The 9,369-nt window shown below is 66.9% G+C and carries 7 protein-coding genes; 5 read left to right on the top strand and 2 right to left on the bottom strand.

Annotation, left to right across the window (positions count from 1 at the left end; genetic code table 11):
• Positions 1-171 precede the first annotated feature (171 nt).
• The 3 genes from IEW22_RS17545 to IEW22_RS17535 all read left to right on the top strand — a co-directional run bounded on the left by IEW22_RS17545 (position 172) and on the right by IEW22_RS17535 (position 1,868).
• The gene (locus IEW22_RS17545) at positions 172-753 is read left to right on the top strand and encodes a hypothetical protein (RefSeq protein ID WP_188588329.1); all 582 of its coding nucleotides are present in this window, start codon (positions 172-174) and stop codon (positions 751-753) included.
• A 113-nt stretch (positions 754-866) separates the two neighbouring features.
• Positions 867-1,253, top strand: a complete 387-nt coding sequence (locus tag IEW22_RS17540; RefSeq protein WP_188588327.1) for an SHOCT domain-containing protein — start codon at positions 867-869, stop codon at positions 1,251-1,253.
• 105 nt (positions 1,254-1,358) lie between these two features.
• Positions 1,359-1,868, top strand: coding sequence for a MaoC/PaaZ C-terminal domain-containing protein (locus IEW22_RS17535; protein WP_188588325.1), 510 nt, complete (start codon positions 1,359-1,361; stop codon positions 1,866-1,868).
• Between the two features lie 30 nt (positions 1,869-1,898).
• On the opposite strand, the gene IEW22_RS17530 is transcribed toward IEW22_RS17535, so the two are convergent.
• The gene (locus IEW22_RS17530; RefSeq protein ID WP_188588322.1) at positions 1,899-2,684 is read right to left on the bottom strand and encodes a metallophosphoesterase; all 786 of its coding nucleotides are present in this window, start codon (positions 2,682-2,684) and stop codon (positions 1,899-1,901) included.
• Positions 2,685-2,767: 83 nt separating this feature from the next.
• Positions 2,768-5,179: an ATP-dependent DNA ligase gene (locus IEW22_RS17525; RefSeq protein WP_188588320.1), complete on the bottom strand. Its 2,412-nt coding sequence runs from the start codon at positions 5,177-5,179 to the stop codon at positions 2,768-2,770.
• A gap of 79 nt (positions 5,180-5,258) precedes the next feature.
• Between IEW22_RS17525 and ku the strand changes: the two genes are divergently transcribed.
• Positions 5,259-6,314 (top strand): non-homologous end joining protein Ku, encoded by a 1,056-nt coding sequence (gene ku, locus IEW22_RS17520; protein WP_455350621.1) that lies wholly within the window; start codon positions 5,259-5,261, stop codon positions 6,312-6,314.
• Between the two features lie 136 nt (positions 6,315-6,450).
• Positions 6,451-9,357: a DUF2232 domain-containing protein gene (locus IEW22_RS17515; protein WP_188588316.1), complete on the top strand. Its 2,907-nt coding sequence runs from the start codon at positions 6,451-6,453 to the stop codon at positions 9,355-9,357.
• Positions 9,358-9,369 lie beyond the last annotated feature (12 nt).

Below are 9,369 nucleotides of genomic sequence, written 5' to 3'. Positions count from 1 at the left end.
CAGCATCGCCATCACGCAGGCCCAGAGCGGGAGCCGGAGAATTCGCCATAGCCGAGTATCTCAAACCCCCAACCATTAACTAACTAACGACACGAGATACTAGCCATCACACCTCTCGGCTGTGCGGTCGCCCCACAGTGCTTCCGCCGACCACTGACGAAAGGACCACCGATGCGTGTAACGGCATTGGCTCGTCTTCGCCGCGCGATCGTCGGCGGCCTCGCCGCCTCGACCATCGCTGCCGCCGGTTTGTTGTCGGCGCAGGCGCCGGCCTCCGCCGACACCTTGAGTGTCGAGATCACCACACCGTCGGGGTATTCGGTGCCGACGAGTCTCGCTGATCCGACGTCGGGCTTATCCGACATCACCTCGGCGTTCTCGCCGATCTACTACGTCCTCGGGTACTTCGACTCGCTCTACAACCACCGATACGGTGATCAATGCTCGTACGTCGTGCAGGCGAAGGTCGACGCCAAGGGCGCCGCCAACCCGGTCACCTTCACCGTGCACAAGGACGGCGGCGGGACCAGGGTGCTCGGGCAGTCGACGCCGTCCGGCAACCTTGCGACCATCCACTGGACGCCGGGAGCCCCGGGCATCTACACGATAAATGCGTCGCAGGGCGACCAGGGGATCGACAGTCCCAACGTCACCGCTCAGGTTGGTACCGGGGTCCCGATCCCGTCGACGGCCGCCGACATCCCATTCAACGGAACGTGTTTCGTGGCGTTGCCCAACCACCCCTGGTGGTGACCTTGGACCCGCCCATGTGTCTCTTGTCGTCCTGAATTAGGCGAATCCCTGTCGTATATTGACGACGTCGGAGCGCGGCCGACCAGGCCGACGGGTCAACAGGAGGATTCGACATGGATTGGCATTCGTTCTGGGATCTGGTCTGGGGCCTGATCCTCATCTTCGTCTTCGTGGCGTACCTGATCCTGCTGTTCATGATCCTCACGGATCTGTTCCGCGATCACACGCTGAAGGCCGGCTGGAAGGTGGTCTGGATCATCTTCTTGATCATCTTCCCGTACATCACCGCCTTTGTGTATCTGCTCGCGCGCGGTCCGGGTATGGCCGAGCGGCAGCGAGCAGCCTCGGCGGCCACGGAGAAGGCGACGCAGGAGTACATCCGGCAAGCGGCCGGCACCTCCGGGCCTGCCGACCAGATCGCCACCGCGAAGGCTCTTCTCGACGATGGCACCATCACCCAGCAGGAGTACGACCAGCTCAAGGCCAAGGCGCTGAGCTGATCATCCGCAGCAGCTGACGATCGACTGTCGATCAGCTGGACAACCCACCGACCGGCCGTGCGCAATGTGCGCACGGCCGGTCGTCGTTGCGCGTACGTTGGCGCTGTGCAGATTTCGCAGTCAGACCCCACCGCGACATCACAGTCGTCGACCGAGGTGGCGACACCCGTATACGGCGACGAACTCGTGGTCGGCACCCGTTACGACCTCGGCAGCCGCACGATCACCGAGGACGAGATCATCGAGTTCGCCCGGCAGTGGGATCCGCAGCCGTTCCACACCGACCGCGACGTCGCGGCTGCGGGACCGTTCGGCCGGATCATCGCCAGCGGTATCCACAGCATCGCGATCTACACGAGGATGTCAGTGGAGGTGACGCGGACGTGGGCGGTGGTCGCCGGCAAGGGCCTGTCGGATGTGCGCTTTCTGCGCCCGGTGTTCGCCGACACCGAACTGCGGGGCGTCCTCACCATCTCCGACATCGTCGCGCAGCGGCCAGGACGGGTCGAGGTGATCATGACCGGGGAGTTGCTCGCCGGCGACAAGCCGGTGGTGACAACCGCTTTCGAGAATGTGGTGAGCACCCGACCGGCATCGGGGCCGGCGGTCTCCTGACCGCCCGACTGTTCGTCCGAGCTGCCCGTCTCACCGCTCGACCCAGCCCCGTTCGTTCGACCAGCGGCGACTCTTCACAGTGACCGCCCGGTAGTGGGTGATGATGCGCCAGTCGTCGTCGATGACGTGGAAGGCCAGGCCGGGTGGCTGCGTTTCGTTGATGATCCCACCCCCTTCGAAAGGCAGGTTCAGCGTCGAGGCCACACCCGGCGCCAGCGCGACCCGGCGGTTGTGGAACTGGGTGATCGCGCCGGTATGCGCATGACCGCAGAACATCCCCACCACCGACGGATGTTTGTCGATGAGTGCACCGAGCCGCGGAGTGCCCTGCATGCGGATCGCGTCCATGAACGGCATCTCCAGCGTCACCGGCGGATGGTGGAAGGCCATCAGCACCGGTCCCCCGTCCCCGAAATCGGTGATCTGCTGATCGGCCCAGTCGAGGGTGCCATAGCTGAGCAGACCCTGCGGTTCGTCGGGCACCGACGAATCCATCGACAGCACCAGCGCACCGTTCACCCGCAGCGCGGTGTTGATCGGCTTGTCACCGCTGTCACGGCCGAGTAGTTGATGGGCGAATTCCGCTCGGCGGTCGTGGTTTCCCGGGCACAGCAACATCGGCAGCGGACTCTTGAGGACGCCGGCGGCCTCCATGTACTGCGAGGTGGTGCCGGTGTCGGCGATATCGCCCGTCACCAGCAGCACGTCGATCCCGTCGGCACGGTCATTGATGTAGTCCATCACCGCCTTGACGCGCGACCGGGCGCGGCGACTGCCGTTGAAATGCAGATCGCTGATGTGGGCGATGACGAGCACGCAGGTCTCCTCGGTGGTGGTCGATCCCGGATGGACGGGGTGAGGCGGCGGTTCGCGGTGGCTTGCACGAACCCGTCCACTTTCTACAAGTCTCCGGGCAGTTTGTCGCGGCGGATCCCACGCCACGACGGATGCCGCAGATGTCCGGATGTGGTCCAGTCCATGAACCGGACCGAACCGACGATCTTGGGCAACACCCATACCGCGTCGCGTTCGATCGGGCGGTCGAGCGGATCGAGGAACGGTGAGCGTGTGCGGTGCAGCGGCCGCAGTTCGGCGGCGAGCTCGTCGAGCTGAGCCTCGGTGAATCCGGTGCCCACACGTCCCACGTAGCGGAGCCCGGTGTGTTCGGGCAGCCCCACCAGCAACGACCCGATGGTGGTGGCACGATTGCCCTTTCCCGGCCGCCATCCGCCGACCACCACTTCGATGTCGTTCCAGTTCTTGTGCTTTCGCCAGGTATGGGTACGCCGGCCCTGTTGATAGGTGGAGTCGCGCTTCTTGGCCACCACACCTTCCCAGCCACGGTCACGGCTGTGGTCGAGGGCGGCGGCGCCGTCGCCGTCGAGGAGTGCCGGAACCGACACCGGCGAGTCGGCGGGAAACAGCGGGGCGATCCCCTCGAGGACCGCCCGCCGGTCCGACCACGGCTTGCGCAGCAGGGTGGTCCCGTTGAGGTAGAGCACGTCGAACAGGTAGAGCCGCAGGGTGAACGGCTCGTCGGTGGTGTGCCGGGCCGACAGGAGGGAGAAGTTGGTCCGCCCGGTGGAGTCGACGGCCACCACCTCGCCGTCGAGCACCACGTCGAGCAGCCCGAGGTCGTCGGCGATCGACGCCAGCGACGAGAACTCGTCGGTCATGTCGATTCCGGCGCGGGTGGTGAAGGTCAGCTCACCGTCGATGTAGCGCACGATGAGGCGGTAGCCGTCCCACTTACCCTCGAAAGCCCAGACGTCGCCGGACAATCCGTCGATCGGCTCCTCGGTCGCCAGCATCGGTCGCGGATCGCGCAGACTCTCCGGCATGATCGGGGAGGCCTCGTCCGACATCAGATGTGCCAGCCAGTTCTTACCGCCGGTGTTGATCAGCGCATAGCGGCCGGTCACCTTGTCGCCGTGCAGGCGCACGATCACTTCGTTGTCGCGCCACTTCTCGGTCTCGTAGGTGCCGCGGTCGTAGATGGTGACCTCGCCGCCGCCGTATTCGCCATGCGGGATGGTCCCCTCGAAATCGGCGTAGTCCAGCGGATGATCTTCGGTGTGCACCGCGAGCCGGTTCTGGTCGGTGTCGGTCGGCAGATTCTTGGGTACGGCCCATGACACCAATACGCCGCCGCGTTCGAGCCGGAAGTCGTAATGCAGTCGCCGCGCATGATGTTCCTGGATGACGAAAATAGGTCCGGGGGTGCGGCCGGCCTCGCTGTGGGCATCCTCGCTGTCGCCATCCTCGCTCGCCTCGGCGGGTCCCGACGAGTCGCCGAAGGGTTCGGGAGTCCGGTTGCGGTGTCGTTTGGCGCGATAGTCGCTCAGATCGATCAGCTCGGGCACCGGTGTGCTCGGTGCTGCCGGTGTGCTCGCCCTCGGTGCTGTCGGTGTCACCTCGTCGGAGCGTGGCGCATCGAGGTCGGCCAACAGATCTCCCGATTCCGCCACACGTTCGAGGACCTCATGGAACAGGAGCTGGCGAATGTCCTTGTCGTCCAGCTCCTCCCAGTGCCGCGGTGCAGCGACCCACGGCTGCTCGCGGCCGCGCAGCGAATAGGGTGACAGGGTCGTCTTCGAGCCGCTGTTCTGGCTCCAGTCGATGAACACCTTGCCCGCCCGCACGTCGCGCGCCATGGTCGCAGTGATCGTGTCCGGGTGCAGCGCAGCCAGTGAGGTGGCGATCTGTCGGGCCACCGCACGGGCCGCCTCGGGTGACACTGCGGTGTGGAGTGCGGCGTAGACGTGGATCCCCTTGGAGCCGCTGGTCACCGGAAATGACCGCAACGCAACCGAATCCAGGAGTTCGCGCACCTCGATGGCGACCTTCGCGCAGGCAGCCAGATCCACGTCCGGACCCGGATCGAGGTCGAGGACCACGCGGTCGCTCGCACGCGCGAACGGGTCGGAGTCGGTGTCGGGTGGCACGCGCCACTGGGGTACGTGCAGTTCGAGCGCGGCCTGCTGGGCCAGCCACACCAGGTCTGCGCGCGCGGTGGCGATCGGATAGGTGACGTCGCGGTCGGAATGGCGGATGCGGCAGCGGCGTATCCACCCCGGTGCGCTCGAGGGCAGGTTCTTCTCGAAAAACGGTGTGGCATCGACACCGTCGGGCCAGCGTTTGCGGGTGATGATGCGATCGGCCAGATGCGGCAACATCACGTCGGCGATCTGTGCGTAGTAGTCGATGACCTCGGCTTTCACCGTGCCGGTGACCGGATAGAGCACTTTGTCCAGGTGGCTCAGCGTGATTCGCCGTCCGTCGACCTCGATGCTCTGTGTCGGGCGAGCCATTGTCAGGGGTGTCTTCTCTGCGTCAGCGGTGTCTTCTCTGCACGTGTTTGTTTCGGTCTCGTGGTGAATAATGGCTCGCATGCGCTCGATCTGGAAGGGCGATCTGAGCTTTGGCCTGGTGAACGTCCCGGTCAAGGTCTATTCGGCGACCGAAAGCCACGATCGTAGGTCCCATCAGGTCGATGGATCCGACGGTACCCGCATCCGCTATCGGCGGGTGCGTGAAGGCACCGACGACGAGGTGGACTACTCCAACATCGCCAGTGCCTATGAGAGCGACTCGGGCAAGACGGTCATCGTGACGAAGGACGACCTGGCGACCTTGCCGGTCGAGCGCAGTCCGGAGATCGCGATCACCGACTTCGTTCCCCGCGAGCAGATCGACCCGATCTATTTCGACAAGGCCTACTATCTGGAGCCGTCGTCACGGTCGCCGAAAGCCTATGTGCTGCTTCGTCAGGCGCTGGCCGACACCGACCGGCTCGCGATCGCGACGTTCACGCTGCGCAACCGCACGAGACTGGCTGCGTTGCGCGTCTACGACGACGTGCTCACCCTGCAGACCCTGCTGTGGCCCGACGAGGTGCGTACCCCCGACTTCGGATTCCTCGACGAGGACGTGGAGATCCGTCCGCAGGAGCTGTCGATGGCCTCGTCGCTCATCGAGTCGATGGCCCAGGACTTCGACCCGTCGAAATACGAGGACACCTATCAGAGCGAACTGGCGCAGCTGGTGGAGTCCAAGGCCGAGGGCGGCGAGGGATTCACCGAGTCGGCTGATGCCGAGCCTGCAGCCGGCGCCGGTGACGACGATGAGGTGGCCGACCTGCTCGCCGCGCTCCGTGCCTCGGTGAGCAAGCGGGAGGAATCCGCCGGGGCCGGCGACGCGGTAACCACGAAGACACCCGCGAAGACAGCGACGGCGAAGAAGACGCCCGCGAAGAGGGCACCGGCGAAGACGTCGTCCGCCACGAAGACCACCGCAGAGAAATCCACTGCGAAGAAGTCGACTGTGAAGAAATCGGCTGCGAAGAAATCGACTGTGAACAGATCCTCTGGGAACACATCCACGGCCAAAAAAACGCCGGCAAAGAAGTCGCCCGCCAAGAAGTCGAACGACCGCAAGGCCGGCTGAGTGGGTCCGGGCTGAGCGGGTCCGGGCTGACCTGGGTACACAGTGGCCTGTCGGCCCTGTCTGGCAGGCTGGTGGCACCACACGAGTCCGCTTTTCACCCGGACCTCCCCCGAGCCACCTCAGGATGACGCGCCGAATGACCACCCACCGTGACGCCCCTTCGACGGGCGTACACGCTGCGCCCACCGAGCAGCCGCCACGCCGCTCGCCGCGTCGACGTCTGAGCGTCGGCGAGGTGGTGGAGGTGGCCGCGCTGGCCGATGTGGCCGCCGCCGTCTGCGTCATCGGTCGGATCATCCCCATCACTGGTGCCGCGATCCTCATCGCCGCGGTCCCGTTCGGAATCGTCGCGGTGCGGCGTCGCCTTCGTGCGGCTGTGCTGGCGCTGGTCACCGGCTGGACGGTGGCCTTCCTGTTCGGGGGCTACTCGGCGGCCAATCTCGCGGCGTCGGCAGCACTGTTCGGCGGTTTCATCGGTATCGCGCTGAGGCGGCGCTGGTCGCCGGGCACGGTGGTGCTGGCGGCGATCGGGGTGATCGCCGTCCCGGCGGCGGCGGTGAGTCTGGCGCTGGTGTCGATCTTCGCCGACTACCGCGAGTTCATGTTCACCCAGGTGCGCAACGGGTGGCGCGGTATCGCGCGACTGCTCACCAACGGCAACGCCGAGCAGGTGTCGCATTTCGGCAGCGATGTCATCGGTTGGATCCTCGACAACTGGGTCATCACCATCCCGGTGTTCAGCGGTGTCGGGGTGGCGGTGGCCGCCTTGATGGTCTATTTCGTCGATCACGGGATCGTGGCGGCGATCGCGTCGCGGCTCGCGCCGCCGGTCGAGGTGGCCGACACCGAGCCCTCAGACACTCCCGACACCTGCGACACTCCCGACCCGGCCATCGCGCCGGTCCCGGTGCAGCTGCGCGATGTCGGCTTCACCTACCCGGGGGCGGTGATCCCGGTGTTCTCCGGGGTCGACCTCACGGTGGTGCCCGGCGAGGTGCTCGCGATCTCCGGACCCAACGGTGCGGGTAAGTCGACGTTGGCCCCGATCATCGCGGGCGCGGCTCCCACCACCGGCGACGTGCGGCGGCCAGGCGGGCTCGGATACGGCCGCACTGACGGCACTGCGGTGGTCGGCCAGCGGCCCGAGACCGGTGTGCTGGGTATGCGGGTGGCCGACGAACTCGAATGGGGAACCGACGGCCTCGACGACGACGTCATCGAGGCGCTGCTGCACATGGTGGGTCTTGACGGCATGGCCGGCGCCGAGACCGCATCACTGTCGGGTGGTCAGCTGCAGCGCCTGGCGATCGCCGGCGCGCTCGTGCGGCGTCCGGCGCTGCTGGTCAGCGACGAGAGCACCGCGATGCTCGACACCACCGGTCGCCGCGAGATCATGGCGCTCTACCGGCGGCTGGCACGCGAGTACCGGGTGGCGGTGGTCCACGTGACCCACGACCCCGACGACCTGGCCGCCGTCGACCGCGTCTACACGCTGCGTGGACATCCGGCCCGGCAGACCGAGTCGGGGTATGCGGGCGTACCCGTGCAGTACCAGATCCCGCAGCAGTACGGGACCCCGACCTACCGCTGGGGCGGCCGGGTCGTCGCCCGCGGACTCGGCTTCGCCCACGATGCCGGAACGCCCTGGGAGAAGCCGGTTTTCGAGGATTTCTCGATGTCGGTGCAGCCGGGTGAGACGGTGTTGGTGACCGGACCCAACGGCGTCGGCAAGTCGACGCTGGCGCGACTGCTGGTCGGTGCCGAACGCCCGACGGCAGGCATGGTGCAGATCGACGACGAACCCACCCGCAACGCCCGCGACGCGGCGCTGCTCGGTCATCAGTTCGCGCGGCTGTCGCTGATCCGGGGGCGGGTGCGCGAGGAGGTCCGCGACGCGGCCGGGGTCGACGACGCCGGAGCCGACCGTGCGCTCGTCGCGCTGGGACTGAACCCGCAGGTCTACGGCGACGCCCGGGTCAACGAGCTCAGCGTCGGTCAGCAGCGCCGTGTCGCGCTGGCGGGTCTGATGGCGTCGCGTCCGCGGGTGCTGGTACTCGACGAGCCGCTGGCCGGTCTCGACGAGGCCTCACGGTCGGCGATGGTCGCCGCGCTGGCCTCACTCAAGGCCGACGGGATCACGATCATCGTGGTGACCCACGACATCGACCCGTTCGCGCCGATCGCCGACCGGGTGGTGGCGCTGCCGCGTCCAGAGAACGGTGTGGCCGCGATCCGCACGCGGTCGCGCGCGTCGCTGGTCAACGTCGTCGGCAGGGTGCTGCCCTACGACTCGCCGGCCAAGCGGCTGTGGGCGGGCACGAAGGTGTCGGTACTGCTGATCATGGCGCTGATGTTCGCGATCAACCCGAGCTGGTGGACGGTGCTGGTCGGGGTCATCGTGGCGCTGGCGTGGACCGCGCTCGGTCGGGTTCGGCGGCGTGCCATCCCGCGGCTGCCGTGGTGGTTCGTGCTCGCGGCGGTGATCGGCGGACTCATCACCTCCTTCGGCGGCGGCGAACCATATGTGTCGGTGGTCGGCGTGCGCTTCGGCCTCGGTGGGGCCAGTAGCTGGGCGACGCTGCTGATGATCACCCTCACCTCGCTCTACATGTCGTTACTGCTGTGCTGGACCACGCCGATGGTGGAGATCCCGTCGTTGCTGCAGCAGGTCGCGAGCGTGGCGCGACGGATCCGCCTCGGATCGCGTCGGGTGGATCTGCGCGCGGCAACGGTCTCGGTGTCGGTCGCGCTGCGGATGGCGCCGGCGATGATCGCGAACCTGCGGATCCTCGCCCAGACCATCTCGCAGCGGCGGTCGGGTCGCGGGGAGAGCCGCTGGGCGCGTATCGATTCGTGGTTCCACGTGCTCGGGGTGGCCTGCTCGCTGGCCGTCTCCGATGCCGCGGACACCGCGGCGACGATGGTCACCCGCGGAGGCGGTATGGGCAGGGTGGCACGCACGGGCCGACGACCGGGTGCCGCCGACGCGGTGGTGGTTGCCGTCGTCCTCGCGGCCGCCGTCGCCGCCTGCGTTCTCGGCTGAAAACGGTTCGCT

Origin of the sequence: Gordonia jinhuaensis (assembly GCF_014639795.1) — a bacterium.
Classification (GTDB): Bacteria; Actinomycetota; Actinomycetes; order Mycobacteriales; family Mycobacteriaceae; genus Gordonia_B; species Gordonia_B jinhuaensis.
Note: the sequence above shows the minus strand (reverse complement) of the source record. Positions and strands in the feature narration are given on the sequence as shown.